Source organism: Kutzneria kofuensis (genome assembly GCF_014203355.1).
GTDB lineage: Bacteria > Actinomycetota > Actinomycetes > Mycobacteriales > Pseudonocardiaceae > Kutzneria > Kutzneria kofuensis.
The window spans coordinates 51,682-74,584 of the sequence record NZ_JACHIR010000003.1 but is presented as its reverse complement, the minus strand read 5'-3'; the positions used below and the strand labels follow the sequence as shown (position 1 = coordinate 74,584).

At 69.9% G+C, this 22,903-nt stretch carries 19 protein-coding genes; 10 read left to right on the top strand and 9 right to left on the bottom strand.

Features of this window, described 5'->3' with window-relative positions:
- Positions 1 to 42: 42 nt before the first annotated feature.
- A complete protein-coding gene (locus tag BJ998_RS42550) occupies positions 43 to 2,349 on the bottom strand; it encodes a molybdopterin-dependent oxidoreductase (RefSeq protein ID WP_184869852.1) in 2,307 nt (768 codons plus the stop codon).
- Between the two features lie 318 nt (positions 2,350 to 2,667).
- Here BJ998_RS42550 and BJ998_RS42545 point away from each other — a divergent pair, with 318 nt between their 5' ends.
- Positions 2,668 to 3,810, top strand: coding sequence for an HNH endonuclease signature motif containing protein (locus BJ998_RS42545; RefSeq protein WP_184869851.1), 1,143 nt, complete (start codon positions 2,668 to 2,670; stop codon positions 3,808 to 3,810).
- A gap of 251 nt (positions 3,811 to 4,061) precedes the next feature.
- Here the strand turns inward: BJ998_RS42545 and BJ998_RS42540 are convergent, their stop codons facing one another.
- The 6 genes from BJ998_RS42540 to BJ998_RS42515 form a co-directional block, all read right to left on the bottom strand.
- Positions 4,062 to 5,387, bottom strand: coding sequence for a M20/M25/M40 family metallo-hydrolase (locus BJ998_RS42540; protein WP_184869850.1), 1,326 nt, complete (start codon positions 5,385 to 5,387; stop codon positions 4,062 to 4,064).
- A gap of 15 nt (positions 5,388 to 5,402) precedes the next feature.
- Positions 5,403 to 6,047 carry a DUF6875 domain-containing protein gene (locus BJ998_RS42535; protein ID WP_184869849.1) on the bottom strand — a complete coding sequence of 215 codons (645 nt, stop codon included), beginning with the start codon at positions 6,045 to 6,047 and terminating at the stop codon, positions 5,403 to 5,405.
- Positions 6,044 to 7,417, bottom strand: a complete 1,374-nt coding sequence (locus BJ998_RS42530) for an FAD-binding oxidoreductase (RefSeq protein WP_184869848.1) — start codon at positions 7,415 to 7,417, stop codon at positions 6,044 to 6,046. The genes BJ998_RS42535 and BJ998_RS42530 overlap by 4 nt, the downstream gene beginning before the upstream one ends.
- Positions 7,414 to 7,746, bottom strand: a complete 333-nt coding sequence (locus tag BJ998_RS42525) for an avidin-fold protein (RefSeq protein ID WP_184869847.1) — start codon at positions 7,744 to 7,746, stop codon at positions 7,414 to 7,416. Before BJ998_RS42525 ends, BJ998_RS42530 begins: the two co-directional genes overlap by 4 nt.
- Positions 7,743 to 8,150: a cupin domain-containing protein gene (locus tag BJ998_RS42520; RefSeq protein ID WP_312890654.1), complete on the bottom strand. Its 408-nt coding sequence runs from the start codon at positions 8,148 to 8,150 to the stop codon at positions 7,743 to 7,745. Before BJ998_RS42520 ends, BJ998_RS42525 begins: the two co-directional genes overlap by 4 nt.
- Before the next feature lie 118 nt (positions 8,151 to 8,268).
- Positions 8,269 to 8,991, bottom strand: coding sequence for a LuxR C-terminal-related transcriptional regulator (locus BJ998_RS42515; protein WP_184869846.1), 723 nt, complete (start codon positions 8,989 to 8,991; stop codon positions 8,269 to 8,271).
- A 338-nt stretch (positions 8,992 to 9,329) separates the two neighbouring features.
- Here BJ998_RS42515 and BJ998_RS42510 point away from each other — a divergent pair, with 338 nt between their 5' ends.
- The 9 genes from BJ998_RS42510 (at position 9,330) to BJ998_RS42470 (ending at position 22,344) form a co-directional block, all read left to right on the top strand.
- Positions 9,330 to 10,604: a lysine N(6)-hydroxylase/L-ornithine N(5)-oxygenase family protein gene (locus BJ998_RS42510; protein WP_184869845.1), complete on the top strand. Its 1,275-nt coding sequence runs from the start codon at positions 9,330 to 9,332 to the stop codon at positions 10,602 to 10,604.
- On the top strand, positions 10,604 to 12,145 hold the full coding sequence (locus tag BJ998_RS42505; RefSeq protein ID WP_184869844.1) for a class I tRNA ligase family protein: 1,542 nt from the start codon (positions 10,604 to 10,606) through the stop codon (positions 12,143 to 12,145). Before BJ998_RS42510 ends, BJ998_RS42505 begins: the two co-directional genes overlap by 1 nt.
- The gene (locus BJ998_RS42500; RefSeq protein ID WP_184869843.1) at positions 12,145 to 13,143 is read left to right on the top strand and encodes an NAD(P)/FAD-dependent oxidoreductase; all 999 of its coding nucleotides are present in this window, start codon (positions 12,145 to 12,147) and stop codon (positions 13,141 to 13,143) included. Before BJ998_RS42505 ends, BJ998_RS42500 begins: the two co-directional genes overlap by 1 nt.
- A complete protein-coding gene (locus BJ998_RS42495; RefSeq protein ID WP_246490106.1) occupies positions 13,140 to 14,390 on the top strand; it encodes an MFS transporter in 1,251 nt (416 codons plus the stop codon). Before BJ998_RS42500 ends, BJ998_RS42495 begins: the two co-directional genes overlap by 4 nt.
- The gene (locus BJ998_RS42490) at positions 14,387 to 15,682 is read left to right on the top strand and encodes an ATP-grasp domain-containing protein (RefSeq protein ID WP_184869842.1); all 1,296 of its coding nucleotides are present in this window, start codon (positions 14,387 to 14,389) and stop codon (positions 15,680 to 15,682) included. Before BJ998_RS42495 ends, BJ998_RS42490 begins: the two co-directional genes overlap by 4 nt.
- Before the next feature lie 11 nt (positions 15,683 to 15,693).
- Positions 15,694 to 16,890: an acyl-CoA dehydrogenase family protein gene (locus BJ998_RS42485; protein WP_184869841.1), complete on the top strand. Its 1,197-nt coding sequence runs from the start codon at positions 15,694 to 15,696 to the stop codon at positions 16,888 to 16,890.
- Positions 16,891 to 16,902: 12 nt separating this feature from the next.
- Positions 16,903 to 18,168: an ATP-grasp domain-containing protein gene (locus tag BJ998_RS42480; RefSeq protein ID WP_184869840.1), complete on the top strand. Its 1,266-nt coding sequence runs from the start codon at positions 16,903 to 16,905 to the stop codon at positions 18,166 to 18,168.
- Entirely contained in the window at positions 18,153 to 19,454 is a 1,302-nt protein-coding gene (locus tag BJ998_RS42475) for an FAD-dependent oxidoreductase (RefSeq protein WP_184869839.1), read from the top strand. The genes BJ998_RS42480 and BJ998_RS42475 overlap by 16 nt, the downstream gene beginning before the upstream one ends.
- A 610-nt stretch (positions 19,455 to 20,064) precedes the next feature.
- The gene (locus BJ998_RS42470) at positions 20,065 to 22,344 is read left to right on the top strand and encodes a M4 family metallopeptidase (protein WP_184869838.1); all 2,280 of its coding nucleotides are present in this window, start codon (positions 20,065 to 20,067) and stop codon (positions 22,342 to 22,344) included.
- An 82-nt stretch (positions 22,345 to 22,426) separates the two neighbouring features.
- Here BJ998_RS42470 and BJ998_RS42465 read toward each other — a convergent pair whose 3' ends face one another.
- Both BJ998_RS42465 and BJ998_RS42460 read right to left on the bottom strand, forming a co-directional pair.
- Complete coding sequence (locus BJ998_RS42465; RefSeq protein WP_184869837.1) at positions 22,427 to 22,594, bottom strand: hypothetical protein; 168 nt, start codon at positions 22,592 to 22,594, stop codon at positions 22,427 to 22,429.
- A gap of 30 nt (positions 22,595 to 22,624) precedes the next feature.
- A complete protein-coding gene (locus tag BJ998_RS42460; RefSeq protein ID WP_184869836.1) occupies positions 22,625 to 22,894 on the bottom strand; it encodes a DUF6343 family protein in 270 nt (89 codons plus the stop codon).
- Positions 22,895 to 22,903: the final 9 nt, after the last annotated feature.

Below are 22,903 nucleotides of genomic sequence, written 5' to 3'. Positions count from 1 at the left end.
CCGTGAGCAGCGAATCTCGGACGTGAGCCTGGTCTAACGCTCTCAGGAGCCGGCGGAGATGAGGGCGTGCACGAGTTCGGCGTCCCGCTGCGCCGCCTCCGCCTCCTCGGCGGTGGCGGGTTCGAGGCGTACGGGCATGTCCTTGTGGTGGGGCGTGCCGGCGATGGGGTCGCGGTCGTGCGCGTCGGTGAGCAGGTTGATCCTCGGGCCGTTCAAGACCCGGCCGCCGCGGCCGTCCGGCACCGCCATGCCGAAACCGTGCGGCAACGCCAGCTGCCCCTTGCGCAGGGAGTCGTCGATCTCCGCCCGGACGACGATCCGGCCCACGCGGCTGACGACCGCCACCCAGTCGCCTTCGTTGGCGCCTATGGCCTTCAGGTCGTCGGTACGGACGTGCAGCGCGCCGTCCGGGTCGGTGCGACGCCAGCCCGGCGGGCGCAGGATCTGGTTGGCGTTGTGCCGGCGACGCTGCCCGTTGATCAGCGAGAGCGGGTAGTCCAGGTCAGGACGGTCGGTGGCCGGGTCAAGGTTTTCCAGCCAGGACAAGAGTTCCGGCACGGCCAGGTGCACGCGGTCGTGGCGCATGAGCTGCCAGACCTCGTCGTACTCATGCGTGGTGAAGGCGGTTCCGCTCGGGCTGTTCAGGATCCGGTCGAACAACTCCCCCGCCAGCGCCGGGCCTTCCTGGCTGGAGCCCAACGCTCGTCGCACGGCAACGGGCATGCGCTTGGCCAGCGCCAGGAGACCCGGCCAGAGCATCGCCACCGGGGCGGCGCGGTCCGGCAGCGTTCGGCCGAGCGTGCGGTAGAGCAGGATCGGGGCGATTGCCGGATTCTCCCGCAGGACGGGGCCTGCGGCCTTGAGAAGGTCCTCGCGGTTCGTCCCGGCCAACTGGTCCATTGTGGACTGCTCGGGCATGGCGCCGAGTTCCTCGAACAGCCGGGCGTAGATCTCCGCCTCCACGAGCGTGCCCGGGAGTGGCTCGAACAGCGGTGGCCGGAGGTGGAAGTAGTTCGTGGGGAAGTCGAAGTCGAAGAACGTGAACTCCCACTTCTCGTGCTGCGACGCCGCCGGAAGCACGTAGTCGGCCAACGCGGCGGTTTCGGTGTAGGCGATGTCGATGACGACGGACAGTTCGGCGGCGCGGATCGCCCGCTCCATGCCCAGCGTGTCGGCGGCGGTGTTGGCCGGGTTGGAGGACTCCACCCACAGCACCCGGGCGCGGTTCGGGTGGTCGGCGAGGATCTCCTCGGCCAGCGTGTTCAGCGGCAGCATGCCGCCGATGTACTCGAAGCCGGTGATCTCCGAGCGTTCGCCACGGGACTCGCCCCACAGCGGCATCAGCCAGGTGTGCAGGGCGTTCGTGCCGGGCCGGCCGAAGTTGCCGGTGATCAGGTACAGGAGCTTTTCGAGGTAGCTGTTGAGCGTGGAGTTGCGGCCCTGCTGGATGCCCAACTCGACGCGGACCGACATCGCGTTCGCGGCGAGGATCAGGTCGACGGCGTGGTCGACGTCTTCACGGTCGACCTCGGCGTGGGCGATCCAGTCGTCGACGGGGATCTTGCCGAGAGTGGCCGCTACTTCGGCGAAGCCTTCGGTGTGCGCGTCGAGGAAGTCGGCGTCCTGGCCGCCGCGTTCGATGATGAGGGCGAGGATCGCGCCGAGGAGGTAGGCGTCGGTGCCGGGGCGCAGCGGCAGGTGCACGTCGGCGATGTCGGCGGTCTCGGTCCGGCGCGGGTCGATGACGATCATCTTGCGGTCGGGATCGTTCCTGATGTCGTTGACGGCGCTGCGGGCGCGGGTGAAACCGTTGGCCAGCCACGGGTTGCAGCCGATGACCAGCAGCAGGTCGCATTCGTCGATGCCCTCGGCGGTGTGGTTGGTCTGGCCGCCGAACATCTTGCCGTTGACCCAGAAGTCACCGGTCTTCTCCTGGGAGAGGGCGCCGAAGAAGCGCGGCGAGTTCATCCAGCGGCGCAGGGCGAAGCCGTAGCCGCCGCCGGAGTGGTTGCCCTGGCCGCCACCGCCCACGTAGGCCATCGAACCCGGGCGGTTTGCCCGCTCGTCTTCTCGTTTGACGGCTTTCAGCTTGGCGGCGATCTCGGTGAGGGCGGTGTCCCAGCTGATCGCCTCGTGCGTGCCGTCCGGACGGCGGCGCAGCGGGGTGGTGAGCCGGTCGTCGTGGTCGCCGTACCAGGTGAGCCGCTGCGCCTTCTGGCACAGGTAGCCCTGGGAGCGGGGGTTGTCCCGGTCGCCACGGACGCGAATGATCGCCCGGCCGTCGGTGAGCACCTCGATGCCACAGTTGACGTAGCAGAGGCTGCAGGCGGTCTTGTGCCAGGTGCTCATACCCAGCAGGGTTTCGTAACAAGACCCAGGTTGTCAAGGGTGGTGGGGTTTTTCGGGCCGAGGATGGCGTTGGGTTTGCGCGTGTTGGGTCGCGTGGATTTTGTGTGGAGCCTCTGGACGATGGCCTCCGAGGGGCAATTCCGGGGCAGGCTTCGCCTGCCCCTCGCGCGGAGAGCTTAGGCCATCGTCCACCTCCACACAAAATCCACGCTCAGGTGTTCGGTGTCGACGGTGGGGTGGCAGCCGGCGTAATTATGCATGAAAAGGTTCACCCATTAGTGATTCGAGTTCGATCATGCGTGCGAGTATTCTGGACACATGGAAGAACTCACCCGCGAAATGGAGACCAGGGAGCCTAGTGGCGACCTGTTCGACCTGATCATGGGTGTGGAATGGGCGAGACTGGACGCCGACCAGTTGGTGACGGTGTCCATCCTCGCCCGCAAACTGAAGTCCGCCTGCGAATGGGTCGAACTGGCCGCACTACGCCGGACCGAGGACCCCACCGAACTCGCCATGGCCCTCACCGAACCGGAGCAAATCGTGGCCCGGCGGAAAGAAGCCAGCGAAGCCCTGGAGACGCTGCCCCGGCTGGCCGAGCAGTTGCGGCGCGGCGAGTTGGACTTCCGCCGGCTCGACGCCGTGCGGGAACGGGTCCAACACCTGTCCCCCGACCTGGTCACCGAGGTTGAGGATGCACTGGTCGAGGTCGCTGCTGGGTTGAACCGGACCCAGCTGTGCCGCAAGACCACCGCCCTGGTCGCCCAGGCCGACCCCGACGGCTACGAGCAGCGCTGCCACAAGGCCACCAAGGACCGCCGGGTCGAGTTCGCCCCACTCCCCGACGGGATGGCCAAACTGACCTGGATCCTGCCCGCCACCGAAGCCCACCTCGTGTTCCAACAACTCTGCAAAGACGCCAAAGCCCTCCCCACCGACGACCGCACCACCGACCAGAAACGCTCCGATGCCCTGCTGGACCGCCTACGGGGGACCAAGCGCGACTGGAACGTGCGGACCTTCGTCACCCTCTCGATGGAGACGTTGCTGGGCCTGACCAACGACCCCGGCCACCTCGCCGGCTACGGCCCCATCGCCGCCGACGCCGCCCGGGAGCTAGCTATGCACGGCCCCTGGCGCGGCATCCTGCTCGACGAGTACCGCCACGCCACCGCCATCACCACCGACACCTACCGCCCCACCGCGTTGATGAAGGAATTCGCCCACGTGTCCGCCGGCGGGACTTGTACTGCCCCGGGTTGCGCCAGCCCCATTCAGGAATACGACCACATCACCCCCTGGCCAACCGGCAACACCGAACCCGCCAATCTCCAGGGCCTCTGCCGGTGGCACCACCACCGCAAACACGACAACTACACCGTGACCAGGGACCCTAACGGCACCTCACACTGGACCACCCCGACCGGCCGCCATTACGCGACCCACCCCTTCGAATACTGACCCCCGGTTCCTTGACAATTCCACAGCGACCAACAACCGCCAACCCACCACCCCCAGCAATGCACTTGGGCCGATTTTGTGTGGAGGTGGACGATGGCCTAAGCTCTCCGCGCGAGGGGCAGGCGAAGCCTGCCCCGGAATTGCCCCTCGTAGGCCATCGTCCAGAGGCTCCACACAAAATCGGTCCACCCAACACCCCGAACCCCGCCACCACCAACCAAAAATGCACGGCGCCACCGGGATTTCGCGACTCACTCACTGCGGCCTATCCCCTGCAGCACCCTCGCCGCGGTCACGATCCCGGCGTGGAACCGCCGGAGCTCGAAGTTCTCGTTCGGCGCATGGTTGCGCTCATCCACATTGGCGAGCTGGATGCCGTAGCACGGCAGCCCGAGGCCGTCGGTGATGCCGGCGATGGGGAGGCTGCCGCCCATGGCCGGCTCGAACAACGCGGGCCGGCCAGCGGCCGCTCCGACGGCGTCGAGCACGACCTTCGCGAACGGCGCGTCGGGCAGGGTGCGCGACGGCTCCATCATCGCCTTGAACCGGACCTCCGCATGCGGCAGGTGCCGCGCGACATGCTTCTGGACGGCGTCGACGACCGTGGACGTCCGCTGCCCACACGCCAGCCGCATGTCACACCGGGCAACGGCAACAGCCGGGATGACGGTCCGATGCTCGTCGTTGTCCAGGCAGGTCAGCGAGTTGATGGAGAACGTGGGCATCGCCAACCGCTCGTTCACTCCACCCGTCGCCAGATCAAAACGGTCAAGGCCGACATCCGCGCTGACCGGCAGCGCTTCCAGACACGCAAGTTCAGCCTCGGTGAGCGGGACAACGCCGTCGTCGTATCCCTCGACGAGAACCCGGCCGTCCGGCGCGCGCATGGTCCCCAGCAGCCACACCAGTTCCCAGGCCGGATTCGGGGCCACATTGCCCCAGTTACCGGAGTGGAAGACGGCCCCCGCGCCCCGCACGACAATCTCGAAGCTCACGACGCCGCGCACGCCGAGTGACACCGTTGGCTCGTAGCCGTCGTTGACCGGGCCGTCGCTGTACAGGGCGACGTCGGCGTTCAGCTCCTTCCGCATCCCGGCGAGTGTCGACGCCAGGTGCGGGCTGCCGATCTCCTCCTCGCCGTCGAGGATCACCGTCACCGAGCACGGCAATCCGCCCTCGCAGTCCCGCAACGCCCTGATCGCCAGTAGCTGAGCCAGATGCTGCCCCTTGTTGTCGCCGGTCCCGCGCCCGTACATCCGGCCGTCCCGGATCACCGCCTCGAACGGCGGGCTGTCCCACTCCGCCAGCGGCCCGGCCGGTTGCACGTCGTAGTGGCCGTAGATCACCACGTGCGGGCTCCCCGCCGGCCCCGTCCCGTGCCCGACCACCAGCGGCCATCCCCCGGTCTCGACGACACGGGGCGCCAAGCCGCTACGAACCAGCAGGTCACGGGCGTGATCGGCGGCCTCGGCCATGCCCTCGCCGGTGGCGCTGACGCTCGGCGCGGCGACCCACGCGGCGAGCTCCCGCTCGTGCTGGTCGCCGTGCCGCGCCACGTACTCCTCGATAGCGTCCATGCACCTCAGCGTTGCTCAGCGAGCGGTCATGCGCTGAGCGAGCTGCTTGCGGATGCGGGGCGGGATCTCCGGGGCGAAGCGGCGGATGTAGCTCTCGGCGTGGGCCCGGTGCTCCACCAGGAACGGCAGGTCGAACACGACCAGCTTGCGGATCGCCAGCAGCGGCACCGGCGCCCGCAGCGCCTTGAACTCGGGGTTCCACAGTCCCGGCGCGTCGCACACCGGGTGGAACTGGCCGATCATCAGCCCGTCCTCGACGAACTTGTCCTTGGCCACGCGCTGCAGTTCGTCCAGCCCGCTGGCGTCGGTGTAGTCGAGGTGCGGCAACACAAGCAGCACGGTCAGCAGCTCACGGTCGGAGCCGGACATGGTCGAGCCGATGCGTTCGTACCAAGAACGCAGGCTTTCCACGGCCTCGTTGACGTCCCCGTCACCCGACAACGCCGCCAGATGGAACAGTCCCTTGTGGAGCGACGGCTGCGTGTACGGGCACACCGGTCCGTTGCGACCGAGCTCCGGATGCGGGGACACGAGATACCTCCGCGCCCACGCCAGGATCTCCTGCACGTACGGCCGATGCTCATCGGGCACGTCCCCGGCGTCGACCTCCGCCGCCGACCAGAACAGCACCCGCGCGTCGACCTGCGGCGGCGTCGTCATGACCCGATCCCCTGAGCGAAGGCGAAGAAGCCGTCCGGGTCGACCCGCTGCTTGATCTCCGACAGCCGCTCGTAGTTGACGCCGTAATAAGCGCTCCGCCATGACTTCAGGTCGGGGTCGGTGAAGTTCAGGTACGACCGGTCGCTGCCGTACGGCGCCATGGTGTCGGCGAGCTCGCCCAGCCAGCCGAGATTCGCGTCCACGACCGCACGGGAGTCGTCCTCCGCCCACGAAGTGTCCATGGACAGCAGGAACATCGCGTCCCGGTGGGCGAAGGCGGTGCCGGCCACCGGAACCCGGTTCACCGCCCCACCCCAGGAGAACAGCGCAGCCCCGCCTCCATCCGGGTTGCCACTGCCGGGCCATCGACGGACCGCCGCCAACATCGCGCTGATGGCCTCATCGGGCAGCGGCCGGTTCAACACGCTCGTCCGGGCCGCGAACGCGCCGGCTGAGGTCTCGTGCAGCAGATCATCCTTGGCCTGCCAGTACGTTCGGTCGTCGATGGCCACCCGGAACGGCTGCGCCACCGACAGCACGGGGTCGAGGATCTCCCGCAGTTCCGCCGCCGACCCGAGGTGCTGGCCGATGCACGACACGATGGCGTCCGAGCCGGTGGTGCTGACGCCGACCCGGGCCGCGAACGCGTCCGGCGCGGACCGCACGGTCTCCTGCACGACCGAGAACACCTTCTCCGCGTCCTCGATGCGCCACAGCAGCACGTAGGTCGCGCAGTCGGCGACCGCCTGGGCCTGGAACGTGAAGGACACGTTCACGCCGAAGTTGCCGCCGCCACCGCCGCGACACGCCCAGAACAGGTCGGCGTTCTCGTCGGCGTCACAGCGAAGCACCTCCCCGTCGGCGGTCACGAGCGTTGTCGCCACCAACGCGTCGGCGGTGATGCCGTGCACGCGGGAGGTGGCGCCGTAACCGCCCCCGAGCGTGAGACCACCAATGCCGACCGTTGCCCCGTTGCCGAGCGCGAACGCCATCTCACACGGTTCGATGGCGGCGTACACGTTGGCCATGGACGCGCCGCCGCCAGCCGTCACCAACCCGGTGGAACCGTTGGCGGTCACGGTGCTCAACCCGCCCATGTCGATCACGAGCCCCGAGCCGACCGAATAGCCGGCGTAGCTGTGCCCGCCGCCCCGCACCGAAACACCGACGCCCAGCTCCCGCGCCCACACAACGGCCCGCTGCACGTCGACGGTGTCGGCGACGGACACCACGCCGGCCGGCACGGTCCCGGCGAACCGCCGGTTGAACGGCGTGCTCGCCGGACCGAAGCCGACGTCCCCGGGGCGCAGCACCCGGCCGGAAACCGCCCGGCCGAGGCGTCGCCAGTCCTCTTCGGACGGTGACTTCATCTGAGATCCCTCACCTCTTCGAGGTAGGACGTGCCGGTGGCGGCGTGCGGGCCGTAGCGCTCCCACTGCTCGCACAGCCGGATCCGGCCGTCGTCGGCGACCTCCGGCGTGTTCACGGTACGGCCGCAGATCACGTCCCCGGAGTCGAGCACGATCGTGTATCCCATGTGGAGGGTGCCGTCGCGATCACTCAATCCCGTGACAGAACAACGCAGCACCGGGCCGCCGGACACCTCCGTCCACACGACATCGCCCCGCTGCCGGTACACCGCCACCGGCGCGTCGCCGGCGCCCTCCTTGCGGAACCGGCGGCCGTTGTAGTCGATCACTGTCGACCACCGGCGGCGGCCCGCTCCTCCTCCTGCTTGACGAACCCCTCGGACATCGCCCGGTCCCACCAGATCGCGTAGTAGGCGAAGTCCCCGTCGCTGGTGTTGGTCAGATGGTGCTCGATGCCGGGCCGCAGGAACGCGATGTCCCCGGCGTTGAACTCGTAGCGCTCGTCGGGCGTGACCACCTCGGCCCGGCCCGTCATCCCGATGAAGATCTCGTGCTCGTGGTGGGCGTGCGTCACCGACGTGTCGCCCGGCCGCAGCACGCACCACGCGCCCTCGAACGGGGCCGTCAGGCCGTCCCACGGGTAGAGCAGCTTCATCTCCAGTCCATAGGCACGGACCAGGTTCTCGTGCTCCAGTCGGCGGAAGTCCACGGCCACGGGCTCTTGGTCGGTCACGTCCCCACTCCGATCAGCCGGATCCTGTTGACTGCGACCGAGGCTAATGTCGGAGCTTTCCCTCACGGTAGGGGAAGTTGTCCCGTGCTCCCGGGAAATCCCTTGCCCGCCAACAGGGTCAGCCGCGTCCCAGTCCCGCGTCCCGGGCCAACACGATGGCCTGCGCGCGATCGGTGACGCCCAGCTTGCCCAGCACCGCGGACACCCGGTTGCTGATCGTCTTCGGCGCCAGCGCGAGGTCACGCGCGATCGCCAGATTCGACTTGCCGGCCGCGATCCGTTCCAGCACCTGCTGTTCCCGCGCGGTCAACTGCGGGAACGGATACGGCACGTGCCCGCCCAGCGGGCCGAACAGCGCCGGCAGCCGACCCGCGACGGACCGCCCGACGATCACCTCGCCGTTGGCCACCACCTGCACACCGCGCAGCACCTGATCGGCATCGGCGTCCGCGGCGACCAGGTAACCCCGCGCGCCGGCGTGCAACGCCGACCGCACCGACGCGTCGTCGTCCACCGACGTGACCACCAGAACCCTTGTGCCCGGGGCGATCCGGAACACGTGACCGATCATGTCGGCCACATCGAGATGGCCGAACTCGTGCGGGTCCACCACCAGCACGTCCGGCCGGTGCCACGCCGTCTCGGCGAACGTCTCGGCGGCGGTGGTGGCCTCGCCGACGATAACGAAGCCACCGGCCCGCTCCAACGTGGACCGGACACGGCGGCGGGCCACGGGATGGGCATCGGCCAGCAGGACCGTCACCCGGGGGCCGCGGGCGGCCTCGATGGTCGCGCTCTGTCTGCCGGCGAACAAGCCCTCGATCTGTGCTGGGTGAGTCATGTCGTCCCCCAAACGTCCACAGGCTCCCCCCAGCGCCCGCCTGTCTCGGGTTGTCAAGCTAGCGAACCGCAACCACACAACGTTAGTTGAGACGCCAAAGACCAGGGGCTTGATCCGGCCAAAGCGCGTACTGGATACCGCTGAAAGCACGCCGAGGGCGGCAGATTCCCCGACAGAAGGGCAAAGCTTCCCTACCAACCGGGAAGGGCCCGACCATAGCATCGGGTCACGAGCTGGTCACTCGCTCGACACATGGGACCACGTCACGCGTTTCACCCATCACCGCCCCGGGCCGCCGGCCGGGCGGGCGAATCGATCACGATGAACGAGGTGCATCTGTGACTGACCAAGAGGTGGGCTTGCTTGCGATCGGGGCGGGGCCGGCGAACCTGGCGCTCGCGGTGGCCATCGAGGAGTCCGGTTCGGACGCACTGGCCGACGAGACGCTGCTGCTGGACCAGAGCCCGGACATCAAGTGGCAGCGCGACCTGCTGATGCCGTGGGCGCGCAGCCAGGTGTCCTTCCTCAAGGACCTGGTGACGCTGCGCAACCCGCGCAGCAAGTTCTCCTTCCTGAACTTCCTGCACGACTCCGGCCGGCTGGACGAGTTCGTGAACCTGGGCACCTTCAACCCGTTCCGCTGGGAGATCTCCGACTACCTGCAGTGGGTGGCCCGGTCGCTGGACCGAGTCAGAATCCGCTTCAACGCCAAGGCCCAGTGCATCGAGCCGACCCGCGCCGACGACGGCTCCATCACCGGCTGGAAGGTCACGCTGCACGGCGGCGACACCATCCGCTGCCGCGATCTCGTGGTCGGCGGCGGCCGGGACCGGCACATCCCGGGGGTGTTCGCCGACCTGCCGGCCGACCGGGTCGTCCACAGCGCTCAGTACCGGACCAGAATCGCTGAGTTACCACCGGACGCGCCGCTGCGGGCGGTGGTGGTCGGCGGCGCGCAGAGCGCGGCCGAGATGTTCATGGCGCTGCACCAGAACCTGCCCAACAGCGAGCTGACCATGGTGGTCCGCTCGATCGGCCTGCAGAACTACCAGACCAGCAAGTTCGTCAACGAGCTGTTCTTCCCGTCCTTTGTGGACGTCTTCTACGACAGCCCGCCGGAGGTGCGCCGGCAGCTGCTCGACGAGATGCACCTGACCAACTACGCCGGCCTGGCGCCGCCGTTCCTTGAGCAGCTGTACACGATGCTGTACCAGCAGCGGGGGGTCGGCCAGGAGCGGTCCCGGGTGCGCCCGCTGACCGAGGTGGTCGGCGCCCGCGTCGAGGACGACGAGGTGGTGCTGGACCTCCGGGACCGCACCAGCGGCAAGGTGGAGCCGCTGCGCTGCGACATCGTGCTGCTGGGCACCGGATACGACCAACGGATGCCGGCCATGGTCCGGGATCTCGCCGACCGGGTCGGGCTGGACGAGGTCTCCGTCAGCCGCTGCTACCGGGTCGACCTCGGCGACTCCACCTGGGGCGCGATGTACCTGCAGGGCGTCAACGAGGCCACGCACGGCATCGCCGACTCGCTGATCAGCGTGCTCGCCCACCGGTCCCAGGACATCGTCAACGACCTGCTGGCCCGGCGGGGCGAACTGAGGAGCGCCTGATGGCCAGCGACCGGCTGGTGATCATCTCACCGGCGCCCACCGCGAACGGGGACCTGCACGTCGGTCACCTGGCGGGCCCGTTCCTCGCCGCCGACGTGTGCACCCGCTACGCCCGCGCCACCGGCCGGGAGGCGTTGTACGGCACGGGCATGCACTTCACCCAGAACTACGTGGTCACCGCCGCCCGCAAGCTCGGCGTGTCGCCGGAGCACCTCCGGGTCCGGTCCGCCGAGCAGGTCGAGCGGACGCTGGCCGCGATGGGCATCGAGGTGGACGGCTTCGGCTGCATCGGCGACCGGTTCACCAAGATGGTGCTGGACTTCTACGACCGGCTGCACAGCCAGGGCCGGCTCAAGCTGCGCACCTGGCGCTTCCCGTACCTGCCGAGCACCGGCGAGTACCTGATGGACGCCTACGTGCTCGGCGGTTGCCCGTTCTGCCTGGCCACGGGCTACGCCGGCATCTGCGAGAGCTGCGGGTTGCCGGTCGCCCCCGGGGACCTGCTCGACCCGCGGTCGACGCTGTACCCGGACGAGCCGCTGGAGACCCGCGAGGCGGAGATCCTGGTGTTCCCGGTCGAGGAGTACCGGGCCGAGTTGGAGGCGTACTTCGCCGGGACGACCATGCGCCCGCACATGGCGCAGATGATCGAGGACGTGATGGCCGGGCCGCTGCCCGACTTCCCCATCACACAGCCGACCTCGTGGGGCATCCCGGCGCCGTTCCCGGAGGTGCCGGGGCAAGTGATCTATCCGCACATGGAGGGCATGCCGTGGAGCATGTTCACCACTGCGCTGGCGGCCGAGCGGCGGGGCGCGGTGCTGACCTCCGACGACGAGTTGTGGCGCAAGGACTCCGGCACGACCGTCGTCTACTTCACCGGCCTGGACGCCACCTATCCGTTCGCGGTCGTGGGCACGGCGATGTTGACCGCGCTGGGCGAGCACGTGGTGCCGGCGCAGTACATCACCAACGACTTCTACGAGCTGGCGAACGAGAAGTTCTCCACCAGCCGGGGACATGTGGTGTCGGGGCGGGAGCTGGCGGCGGAGGTGCCGCGGGACCTCATCCGGTTCCACCTGTCCGCGACCAGCCCGGAGTTCCAGCGCACCGACTTCACCCGCGAGGCACTGGTTCGGGTCACCGACACGCGGCTGGTCCGGCCCTGGAACCGGGTTGCGGCGGCGGTCGACGCCTGGGTGGGGCGGGGCGCGTTGCCGGTGTCCGAGCGGTCGCGGCGGTCCGCGCAGCGGATGGTCGACCGCTTCGCCGCCGGCTATGGGGTGCGGCGCTTCAGCCTCACGGCCGTGGCGTCGACCATGGCCGAGCAGTTGGCGCGGTTGGACCAGATGGCCGCAGGGGTGACCAGGGACAACGCCGGCGATCTGTGTCACGAGGTGGACGTGTTCCTCCGCTGCGCCGCGCCGGTGTTGATCGACCTGGCGGCGGCCGCGTTGCCGGACACGTCGATCCCGGCCCGCCCGGACGCCGTGACGATCACGCCCGCTCCCCTGCCCCGCCTCACCGGGGCCGGCGCCTGATGTCCACGATCATCGTCGTCGGCGCCGGGGTCACGGGGATGGTGACGGCGATCGAGTGCGCGCGGGCGGGACACCGCGTGACGCTGCTCGATCGCGGCCCGATCCCCAACCCGGCGTCCACGTCGGCCGACCAGCACCGGGCGCTGCGGGTGCAAAGGCCCGGCGATCCGGTCCTGACGGCTCGGATGGCCGACTCCCGCCGAAGGTGGCTGGCGCTGGAGTCGTTGCTGGGCACGAGGTTCTTCCGACAGGTCGGCATCGTCACGGCGTGGCCGCGAACCGGAGCCGGCTCGCTGACGGTCGTCGAGCCGGAGAAGCTGCCGCACGTGCGGTTCCCGGCCGGCACGGTCGGCGTGCTCGACGCCGACGCGGGAGTGCTGCTGGCGGACCGGTTCCTGGACGCCGCGGCGCAGTGGTTGGCCGACCGTCCCGACGTGACGGTGAAGCCGGAATGCACGGTGCGGTTCGTCGCCGAGCACTGGGTGTCCCTCGCGGACGGCACGGCCCTGGGTGCGGACGTCGTGCTGGTCGCGGCGGGGCCGTGGAGTCGAGAGCTGGTCGACGTTCCGGTGAAGTTGTACCGGCAGACCATGGTGTACCTGCGTCCGCCGGCGGATCTGGCGGCGTGGTGGGACCACGCGCCCGGGGTCGGTGGGCTGGGCGCGGACTGCCGCGCCTGGCTGGTGCCGCCGGGCGACGGGACCCTGCTCAAGATCAGCTCGGATCTGGTGTGCCGGCACGTGGACTCGACGGCCGGCGGCGACCCGGGGCCCTGGGTCGACCGGCTGCTGGCCGAGCCGATTCTGTCCGAAATGGACCGTTACCAGGTGGTGGCGGTGCGCGAATGCCACTACGCCGCCGACCCGGACACCGGCGGCGCGCTGTTGAACCGGGTCGGGCCGGGCCTGTGGGCCCGGCCCGCCTGCGGCGGCTCCGGGTTCGCCGCCGCACCGCTCGTCGCGAACACGATCGTCGAGGCCATGGAGGCGACTGCATGAACGAGAGGGCGTCCGACGGCGTGCTCGCCGCGATCAGGGCGACGCCGGCGTCGATCCGGTACCTGCTCGGCGGCATGCTGCTCAACCAGCTGGGCGCGTTCGTCCAGTCCTTCCTGCTGCTGTACCTGGTGCACCGCGGGGTGTCCGCGGAGCTGGCCGGCGTCGGTCTGGTCGCCTACGCGGTGGGCGCGATCATCGGCAGCGCGCTCGGCGGCGAACTCGCGCACCGGCTCGGCACCCGCGTCACCATCGGGCTGGCGATGGCCGCGTCCGGCCCGCTGGTCGCGCTGATCCCGCTGCTCAGCGGCCCCGGCACGTTCTGGCTGGTGGTGCTGGACGTGGGCCTGGCCGGTCTGGTCACGCAGGCCTACCGCCCGGCGGCCTCGGTCATGCTGGCCGAGCTGATGCCCGAGAAGTTCCAGGTCATGTCGTTCTCCATGATGCGGATCGCACTCAACGCCGGCGCGGCCGGCGCGGCGCTGCTGGCCACCGTGTTCATCGCCGTGAACTGGGACCTGCTGTTCTATGTGGATGGTGCGACCGCGGTGCTGTACTCGCTGCTGGCCTTCTCCTTGCTGCCCAACGTGGTCGCGCCGCCGGAGGAGGAGCCCGCCCCCGGCGAGACCGCGTCTCGCGGCTCGGCCTACGGGGTGCTGGCCCGGGACGGCCGGTTCCTGATGTACCTGGCCGCGGTGTTCATCGGCACGCTGGTGTACGCCCAGTACACGGTCGCGCTGCCGTTGAAGATCGTCGCCGACGGCCTGTCCACCGACCTGTACAGTTTCGTGCTGGCCACCTCGGGCATCGTGCTGATCACCTGCGAGCTGAAGATCACCTCGTACATCGTGAAGTGGCCGCCGTCGCTGGCGGTGTTCCTGGGCCACGTCGTGTTCGGGCTGGCCTTCCTCGGCTGGGGCCTGTCGTCCGGCAACGCCGCGGTGGTGATCATCAGCGCCGCGCTGTTCACCGGCGGCCTGATGATGTCCGGCCCGACCATGTTCGCCCGACCGGCCAAGGTGCCGGCCCGCTACCGGGCCCGCTACCTCGGCGTCACCAGTTCGATCACCGGACTGGCCCAGGCGCTCGGGCCGATTCTCGGCGTGCTGGCCTGGACGGCGCTGGGCACCGTGTTCTTCCCGGTGCTGACCGTGCTCGCCGTCGTCACCGGCGTGCTGGCCTGGGGCGGCATCAAGGTCAAGCCGGAGCCCAAGGCCGAGCCGGTGGTCACCTCGGAGGCGGTGGCATGACCGGCAACGGGGTGCTGCTGGTGATCGGCAGCGGGCTGCGCTACTACCGGGAGTACCTGGTCACGTCCATCCACCGCCGTGCCCGCGCGGCCGGCCTGGGCCTGGTGCTGCTGAACAATCTCAAGCCGACCTGGCAGCGGCCGTACTTCGACGAGATCGTCCTGGCCGACGTGTTCGACCCGGCGGTGATGATCGCCGAGGCCCGCGAGGTCGCCGCCCGGGAACGGATCGTCGGGCTGATGTGCTGGGACGAGCCGCTGGTGCTGACGGCCGGCGAGTTGGCGGCCGAGTTCGGCGTGCCGGGCCTGGGGCTGGCCGGTGTGCACGGCTGCCGGGACAAGCACCGCACCCGCGACCTGTTGACCGCGGCGGGCCTGCGCCAGCCCGGCTACGCCATGACACCCGATCCGGCCGAAGCCCGGCAAGCAGCTGCGGCTATCGGGTTCCCGGTCGTCGTGAAGCCCCGTGCCCTGGGCGCGAGCATCGGGGTGGTGCTGGCGCGGGACGAGTCGGAGTTCGACGCGGCGTTCGCGGTCGCGCTGGCGGCCAGCGAGGTCGACCAGGGCGTGTACGGCGCGAAGGTCATCGTCGAGGGCTACGCCGACGGACCGGAGATCAGCGTCGACGGCGCCGTGCACAAGGGCGAGTACTCGCCGATGTTCCTGGCGCGCAAGGAAAGCGGCGAGCCGCCGTACTTCGAGGAAGTCGGACACGTCGTCGACGCGGCCGATCCGCTGCTGGCCGACGAGGAGCTGGCCTGCACCCTGGCGCGGGCCCATCGCGCGCTCGGGATCGAGGACGGCATCACCCACAGCGAGGTGCGGCTGACCGCGAACGGCCCGGTGGTGATCGAGATCAACGGCCGGGTCGGCGGGGACCTGATTCCGCTGCTGGGCCGGATCGCCACCGGCATCGACTCCGGCGAGGTCCTGTTCGACGTGGTCACCGGCAACCGGCCCGACGTCACGCCGGTGAAGCGGTCCGTGGCCGGCATCCGGTTCGGACTGCCGTCGGCCGACTGCGTGGTGCGGTCGGTGACCGTGCCGGAAGCGGTCGAGGGCCTGGTCACGGCGTCGCCGATGGTCGGCCCCGGCACCACCCTGCGGCTGCCGCCGGGCGGCTACCTGGCCCGCCACTCCTTCGTGGTGTGCGAGGCCGACGACGTGCCGACCTGCCGGCGGCGGCTGGCCGAAACCTCGGCCATGGTCGAGGTCGACGCCGACCCGATCGGGCCGCCCGCGCCCGACGCCGCCTTCGAGATGCCCGCCGGACTGCTGGACACCGACGCGTGAGGAGCGACCAGATGACCATCGCACCCGAGGCGACGCTGACCGCCGCGGAGATCCTGGCCCGGGCCGAGGCGCTGGCCCCGGAGCTGCGCGAGCGGGCGGCGGAGATCGAGCGGGCCCGGCGGTTGCCCGACGACATCGTGGAGAAGCTGCGGGACACCGGCATCTATCGGGCCGGCTTCACCCGGGTGTGGGGTGGCCCCGACCTGACCTCGTTGCAGGAGCTGGACGTCGTCGAGGCACTGTCCTACGGGGACGCTTCCGCCGCCTGGTGCGCCGAGGTCTGCGCGCACACCGGGCACTTCGCTCGGTACCTGGACGAGGCAACCGCGCGGGAGATGTTCCCCGGCCTGGACGTGATCACCGCCGGCGCGCTGTTCCCGGTCGGCCGGGCCGACCGGGTGCCCGGCGGCTACCGGCTGTCCGGCCGGTGGACGTTCGGCAGTGGCGTGACCACCTGCGACTGGGTGATCTCCGGCGCGTTCATCTACCGGGACGGCCAGCCGGATCCGAGCCCGGACGGCCGCGACCCGCACGACTCGCGGCTGTTCCTGGTGCGCCGCGAGGACGTCAGCCTGGTCGACAACTGGGAGACCACGGGCCTGCAGGGCACCGGCAGCTGCGACTACACGATCACCGACGTGTTCGTGCCGGAGGAGCACACGCTGGTCTTCAGCGACCTGCGCGACCACTCCAGCCCGAAGACCGAACCGGAGACGTTCATGCGGTGCCTGCCCGGCGTGCCGCTGGGGGTCGCCCGCGCCGCGCTGGATTACGTGCGTGACCTGGCGACGACGCGCCGCTACCCCAACGGCGACGCGTGGGCGGACAACCGGCGAGTGCAGACGATCATCGCCGAGTGCGAGGCCGACTACAACGCCACCCGGCACGGGGTTCGCGGCGCGCTGCTGCGGCTGGAGGAAGTGCTGGCGGGCGGCGGCAGCCTGGACGATCTCACCCGCACCGAGCGGGCGGCGCTGCCGCTGTCCCGGCTGCACGCGTTCCGCACCGCACGGTCGATCGTGACCCGGATCTACGACCTGCTGCAGACCGCGTCGATCCACCGCGCGTCGCCGATGGACCGCTGGCTGCGGGACACCACGACGATGTGCCAGCACCTGTTCGCGCAGGAGCGGATCCTCCAGTCCGGCGGCGCCCACCTGCTGGGCGGCACCCCCGAATTCGGCCTGTGCCTGGGCATCGCGAAGTAGAGGAGCGCTGACGTGACCGAACGACCGATCATCGTGGTGGGCTTCGTGGCGGCGCTGCAGGTGCTGTCCGAGTTCCTGCCGGCGAACTCCCTGATCATCGTCGAGGAGCCGGACGTCGTGCGCAAGCGGGACGTCCGGGCGCACATCGCGGACGCGCCGCTGGTGCGCGAGCTCATCGAGTGGGAGTACCAGCTGCCCGGGGCGGCCGACACCCTGCTCGTCACCCGTCCCGACCTCACCGCGTCGGCGGTGGTCCCGCTCGTCGAGTACGCGACGACGTTCGCCGCCCGGCTGGCCGAGCGGCTCGGGACGCCCGGCGCGGGACTGTGCGCCGCCGAGCTGATGCGAGACAAGTCCTTGCTGCGCAAGGTGACCCGCGCCGCCGGCGTGCCCAATCCGCTGTCGGAGGAGGCCGCCTCGGCGGCGGACGTGGCCCGGTTCATGACCGCCGTCGGCGGACCGGTCGTGCTCAAGCCGGCCAACCGGCAGGGCGCGGTGGGAACGCAGATCGTGCACGATCCGTCCTCGGTGGCCGAGGCCTGGGAATCGTGTGTCCAGCACGACGAGGGGATGTTCGTGCCCGACCGCGAGCGGGCGGTGCGGATGCTGGTCGAGGAGTACGTGGCCGGCCACGAGTACAGCGTGGAGATGGTCGTCCGGGACGGCGAGTCGCTGTTCGCCAACGTCACCGACAAGGTGCTCTATCCCGGGCCACGGCCGGTCGAGCTCGGTCACGTGCTGCCGGCGGCGATCTCCCCCGAGCTGGCTCTGACCCTGGAGGAAGGCACGCTCGCCGTCCTACGGGCCGTCGGCTTCGGCTCCGGCGTCGTGCACTGCGAGTGGATCGTCCGGGACGGCACGCCGTACCTGGTCGAGTGCGCCGGCCGGTTCCCCGGCGACGGGATCATCGAGATGATCGAACGCGCCTACGGCGAGCCGATCGGCCAGCACTACTTCGCGGTGATGCGCGGCCTCGAGCCGCCACCCCTGCCGCGCACCGCCCCGCAGGCCGCCGCCGTGCGGTTCATGCAGGTGCCGCCGGGCGAGATCGTCAGCATCGACGGCCTGGACGCGGCCCGGGCCATCCCGGGCGTGGTCAGCGTCGGCCTCGGCCCCGGGGTCGGCGACACCGTGCGGGAGCTGCGCAGCTCCTGGGACCGGGTGGGCTCGGCGATGGTGCTCGCGCCGACCGCCGGCGAGGCGGTCCGGTTGGCGGAGAAGGCGATCGACCAGGTGCACATCGTCACGGCCGGGGGTCCACAGTGGAATTCACGGTAGTCGGGGCCGGCATGGCCGGCGCCTTCCTCGCGTTGGTGCTCGGCCGGCAGGGCCACACGGTGACCGTCTACGAGCGCCGGCCCGATCCCCGGGTGTCGGCCGTGCACACCACGTCGATGAACCTCGGGCTGTCCGAGCGGGGCCTGAAGGCCCTGGACCGCCTCGGGCTGCGCGAGGAGATCACCCGGCACGTCGTCCCGATGCGCGGCCGGCTCGTGCACGGCCATGACGGGTCGGTTCGGTTCTCGACGTACGGGCGGGGCGGCATTCTCGCCATCCAGCGGCACGATCTCGGCATCCTGCTGATCGAGGCCGCCACGCGGCTGCCCAACGTGCGGTTCGTGTTCGGCACCCGCTGCGTCGCCGTCGACAAGGACCTCCCCGTCGCCGACTTCGTGGACGACGCGGGGCACGCCTTCACCGTCACCCCGGACGTCATCGTCGGCGCCGATGGCGCGTTCTCCGTGGTACGCAAGCACATGCAGCGGGACGAGCGGGCCGACTACCACCAGGAGTTCCTGGAGTGGGGTTGGCGGGAACTGCACATCCCCGCCGGCGCCGACGGCCGGCACCGCATGGCCGACGACGTGTTCCACCTCTGGCCGCGCGGCGAGACCATGATGTTCGCCCACCCCAACCTCGACGGCTCCTTCACCTGCTCCTGCGTGCTGCCCTTCCGGGGCCCGCGCAGCTTCGACGCCCTTCGCACGTCCGACGACGTCGAGGCCCTGTTCCGGGAGCTGTTCCCCGACGTCCTCGACCTCGTGCCCGATGTCGGCAAGGTCTTCCTCGACCAGCCCACCTTCAAGCTGGTCACGACACGGACCTCGCCCTGGCACCACGAGGGCAAGGTCGTGCTGATCGGTGATGCCTGCCATGCCGTGTATCCGTTCCTCGCCCAGGGCATGAACGCCGCCTTCGAGGACGGTCTGGAGTTGGCGGACTCCCTCGCCGCCTTCCCCGACGATCCCGAGGCCGCGGTCGAGCGGTTCTACCAGCGCCGCAAGCCCCACACCGACGCCCTCGCCGAGATGTCCCGCCAGAACTTCGCCGAGCTGCGGGACACCGTCCGCTCCCCTGCCGTGCGGCTGGAGAAGGCATGTGACGTCGTGCTGGAGAAGGCCTTGCGGCACCGGTGGATGCCGCTGCACGCCATGATCACCAACACCACCATGCCCTATGCCGAGGCGCAGGAACGGGCCCGCCGCCAGCGCCGGATCCTGCAAGCAGTGGTGGCGGCGGCGGGAATGGCGATGGTCGGCGGACTGATGCGGCGGCTGCGGTAGAGCCGGGCCGCGGGATCGCTCGGCCTGGCGGTCGCGAACGAGACGCGGCCGTCAGGCCGAGGACGGATGTGGACTCGCACTCAGGACGATCGCTGGTTGACTCAGGTGGCGATCACTGCGCCCACCGGGTGACGTTGGCCTCCGCGACCAGACGGTCGCGCGGGGCCTCACCCATGGTGCTCACCCTGCAGAACGACCGTTCTCCCACCTCGCCCTTGACGCCGCCGGAGGCACGCCCCCGGCGTGCCCCCACCGGGGCCGCGCCCAGCGGGCCGGCTCGGCCATTGTCGAGATCGACGGGTCACGCCCGCCGTCATTGTCCCTTCCGGACACCGTGACCGAGCTGATCCTCGACGCCGTCGCCGAGACGTCGTGACGAGAACCTTTTCTTTGTAACAGCAATAAAATCAGGTCACGTCGGCCGAGCGGCCCGCGGCCGTCCGTCGCAATAAGGCCGTTCAGGCGATTCATGCGAAGTTCACTACCTTCGTCGGTTGCTCCCGGTTGCCCGAGCCCGGATCCTGGTGCGCGGTCAACGCTCCCTTCAACCTCTGACGAACACGGCCCGAGACCCGGGTCGCGTCAGCCCCTGCTCGGAGGAGAACTGCCGATGATCCTGAGACGCTCCACCGTTGTCGTCGCGGCCGGCCTGCTGGTCGCCGCCGTCACCACCAGCACGGCCGCACAGGCGCAGCCGACCACCGCGCCCACGGCAACCCCGCTCACCGCCGAGGCGATGGCCACCACCGCGGCCCAGAGCCTCGTCGCATCCAGGCCCGCCGCGCTGCACGCCAGCTCGGACGACGCCTTCGTGCAGCACAACGTGATCTCCTCGACCAACGGGCTGAAGTACGTGCCGTACGAGCGGACGTACAAGGGTCTCCCGGTCGTCGGCGGCGACTTCGTGGTCGCCACCAACTCCACCGGCCAGGTCGTCGCCACCTCGGTGGCCCAGGACACGACCATCAACCTCGCCTCCACCACCCCGAAGCTGACCGCCGCGCAGGCCGAGGCCGTCGCCCGCCAGCAGTTGTCCAAGGTGGACAACGTCGGCGCGGCGCAGCTCGTAACCTACGCGCTCGGCACCCCCGCGCTGGCGTGGCAGAGCACCGTGACCGGCATCAAGGCCGGTGAGCCGAGCAAGCTCGACGTCGTCGTCGACGCCGCCACCGGCAAGGTGCTGCACACCCAGGAGCACGTCCTGTACGGCGACGGAACGTCCGCCTGGAACGGTCCCAACCCGGTGCACCTGGACACCACGCACTCCGGCAGCAACTACTCGCTGAAGGACCCGACGCTGACCAACGTCAGCTGCCAGGACGCCTCGAACAACACGACGTTCACCAAGACCTCCGACAGCTGGGGCACGGGCAACGCCACCAGCAAGGAGACCGGCTGCGTCGACGCCCTGTTCGGCGTGCAGACCGAGAACAAGATGTTGTCGCAGTGGCTGGGCCGCAACAGCTTCGACGGCAACGGCGGCGGCTGGCCGATCCGCGTCGGCCTGAACGACGAGAACGCCTACTACGACGGCAGCCAGGTGCAGATCGGCCACAACACGCAGAACCAGTGGATCGGTTCGATCGACGTGGTGGCCCACGAGCACGGCCACGGCATCGACGACCACACCCCGGGCGGCATCTCCGGCAACGGCACCCAGGAGTTCGTCGCCGACGTGTTCGGCGCGTCCACCGAGTGGTTCGCCAACGAGCCCGCTCCCTACGACACGCCGGACTTCCTCGTCGGCGAGCAGGTGAACCTGGTGGGCTCCGGCCCGATCCGCAACATGTACAACCCGTCCGCGCTGGGCGACAAGAACTGCTACGACAGCTCCATCCCCAGCACCGAGGTGCACGCGGCCGCCGGCCCCGGCAACCACTGGTTCTACCTGCTGGCCGAGGGCTCGAACCCGAGCAACGGCCAGCCGACCAGCACCACCTGCAACAACTCCAGCGTCACCGGCCTGGGCGTGCAGACCGCGCTGAAGATCTTCTACAACGCGATGCTGCTCAAGACGTCCGGCAGCTCCTACCTGAAGTACCGGACCTGGACGCTGACCGCGGCCAAGAACCTGTTCCCGGGCAGCTGCACCGAGTTCAACACCGTCAAGGCGGCGTGGGACGCGATCAGCGTGCCGGCGCAGTCGGCCGACCCGACCTGCAGCGCCACCGGCACGGTCACGGTGTCCAACCCGGGCAACCAGTCCACCGCCACCGGCACCGCCGTCAGCCTGCCGCTGTCGGCCAGCGGCGGCACCGCGCCGTACACCTGGTCCGCGACCGGGCTGCCGGCCGGCCTGTCCATCAACGCCTCCACCGGCACCATCTCCGGCACCCCGACCACCGCTGGCAGCAACAACGTCACGGTGACCGCCACCGACAGCGCCAACCACAGCGGCTCGGCGTCGTTCACGTGGACGATCGGGACCACCGGCGGGTGCAGCGGGCAGAAGCTCGGCAACCCCGGCTTCGAGTCCGGCAACACGGTCTGGACCGCGAGCTCCGGCGTGATCGGCCAGAACGCGCCCGACCAGCCCGCCCACGGCGGCACCTGGAACGCGTGGATGGACGGCTACGGCACCAGCCACACCGACACGCTGGCCCAGTCGGTGGCCATCCCGGCCGGCTGCCACGCCACGCTGACCTTCTACCTGCACATCGACTCGTCCGAGACCACCACGACCACGCAGTACGACAAGCTGACCGTCGCCGGCGGCTCCACCACGCTCGCGACCTACTCCAACCTGAACAAGGCCAGCGGGTACGTCCAGAAGTCGATCGACGTCTCGTCGTTCGCCGGGCAGACCCTCGCGCTGAAGTTCACCGCGGTGGAGGACAGCTCCCTGCAGACGTCGTTCGTCGTCGACGACGCGGCGGTGACGCTGAGCTGATCACCTTGGTATGAGGGGGCGGGGAGGACGGCGACTGCCGTCCTCCCCGTTCACCCTGTGGCACGGCGGCGTCGGACGGCCGTCACGACGTGCCCGGCCGCTCGTTCGGCATGTCGCCCAGTACCGACTCGGTTTCCGGTCGCGGCTCCGGTGGCTCCGGCTGGGCCGGGATCGGGGTCGTCGGCGGCGCCGGCGGGACCGGGATCGGCGTCGTGGGCGGGGCGGGGTCGATCTTCGTCTGCTGTGTCATGCGATTCCGGGTACCCCGGTTGAGCGTGAGTTACCCCGGTTCGCCCCGGCGTTTGCGGTGGATGACCCAGGCCAGGTCGACGATGCACACCACCGCCAGCGCCGAGAGCAGGATGATGCCCCACAGCACGTTCAGCACCACGAACAGCGCCCCCGCGGCGATGCACATCAGCAGCGCCACGCTGGCGAGCACGATACGCAGGGTAAGCGCGCTGTACGCCGGCGCGGCGCCGCCGATGCCGCCCAGTGGGTCGTGGTAGTCGGGCAGTCCCCGTTCGTACTCGGCACGTGTGCGCTTCATGTGGACGGG